Origin of the sequence: Micromonospora sp. D75 (genome assembly GCF_018070405.1) — a bacterium.
GTDB lineage: Bacteria > Actinomycetota > Actinomycetes > Mycobacteriales > Micromonosporaceae > Micromonospora > Micromonospora chalcea.
Genome location: NZ_JAGPXV010000937.1, coordinates 1 through 1,544 on the forward strand (window position 1 = coordinate 1; position 1,544 = coordinate 1,544).

Below are 1,544 nucleotides of genomic sequence, written 5' to 3' on the forward strand. Positions count from 1 at the left end.
GGATCGTTGAGCACGACGCCTGACACCAGCTGCGGGGCACCGCGCAGCAGCTCGCGGCGCCGCTCGAGGTTGTCGATCTGGGTCAAGTGGTCCCAGCCGCTCCACGCCACAATCCCTGCGTCGTTCAGCGCCTCGCACGCGGCGGTCACTTCGGCCGGCGGCGGCAGTAGGCCGTCGGCCTCGAGCGCGGTCCGGATGCGCTCGTCGGCGGTGGCCTCGGCCTGGAGCCGGGCCCGGGCGCTCTCCGCTTGGGCGACGGCGGCGGCCAGCCGCTCGGCGAGCGGTTCGGCGTCCGTGGCGAGCCGCACCTCCTCGCTGTCGATCAGCTCGGCGAGCCGCGGGCGGCCGGCCAGCTCGGCGGCGCGGGCGGCCGCCGCCTCGTATGCCTCCATGGCGCGGAGGCGTGCCTCGTTGGCCTGAACCACCGCGGTCGCCGCGTCGTTCTCGACGCGCACCGCCGCGACCCGTTCCTCGTCGAACTCGGCGGCCTTCTCTTCGGCTGCGGTCAACCGGCGTCCCACTTCGGTGGCCGCCTCCGTGGCGAGCGCCGCCGCCGCCGCCGCGGACGGCCCGGCCGGCAGCAGCCCGCTCGCCGCGGCGTCGGAGAGCATCATGTCGATCTCGCCGATGCGCTTCGCAGCGACGGCCGCCCCGGCATCGAGCCTCGCCGCCTCTTGCGTCTCGCGCACCAGCGCGTCCTCGGCGGCGGCGGCCCCGGCGGTGCAGTCCGTTGCCAGCCTCCCGGCCTCTTTAGCGGCGTCCGCGGCCTTGTTGGCGACTTGGAGGAGCCCGCGGGCCAGTTGTGCGGCTGCGGCCTTCTTTGCGTCCAGGATCGGGCGGGCGGACTCCTCGGCGTCCTCGACCAGGGCCGCCGTCTCGGCGGCGGCCGCGTCCGCCGCCCGTAGCTCGGCGGCCTTCTCAGTCTCCCGCCAGGACTCCGCGAGCGCGTCGGCGTCCTCGTGGTCCTGCTTGGCGACCGCCTCGGTGGCCCGTGCCGTGCTCAGCTGCAGGACCAGCGCTAGGCGCTTCAGCTCTTTGACCGCGGCCTGCCGGTGCTCCGCGTCGGTGCGGGCCGCGGCCAATGCCTCGGCGGTCTCGCGCGCATACTGTTCCCGGACGGCGAGCAACTCCTGCTCCGCCCGGCTGCGGGCGGCCACGCTCTGGGCGAACCGGTCGATCGCTGCCTGCGCGCCGACTGCGGTCACCTCGGTGGCGCGCGCCGCCTTGTGCGCATCGGCAAGCGGCACCAGCCGGTCCAGCGCGCCCGCGACGAACTCGCACTCCAGCAGGAGGCCGTCGCGCTGCGCCAGGTCGCGGCTGTGCTGCGCTACGAGGTCGGCGATCTCGCCGGGGTCCTCCTCGGCGACCACGGCCCGCAGTAGAAACTCGACGAACGCCTCGTCTGTGGCGAAGGTGAACGTCCCGGCGGCCTCGCCTTCGTCCGCGTTCATCTCGCGCTGGTAGCGGAACAGCTCGGGGTCGAGGCCGAGCTGGTCGAGCTGCCGGGTCCATTCGCCGGGCTGGCGGCTGGCGAAGAACTCCAG

The 1,544-nt window shown here is 74.6% G+C and carries 1 pseudogene; it reads right to left on the bottom strand.

From position 1 onward, the window contains the following. A pseudogene (locus KBX39_RS30860) lies at positions 1–1,544 on the bottom strand (hypothetical protein); the annotation flags it as partial.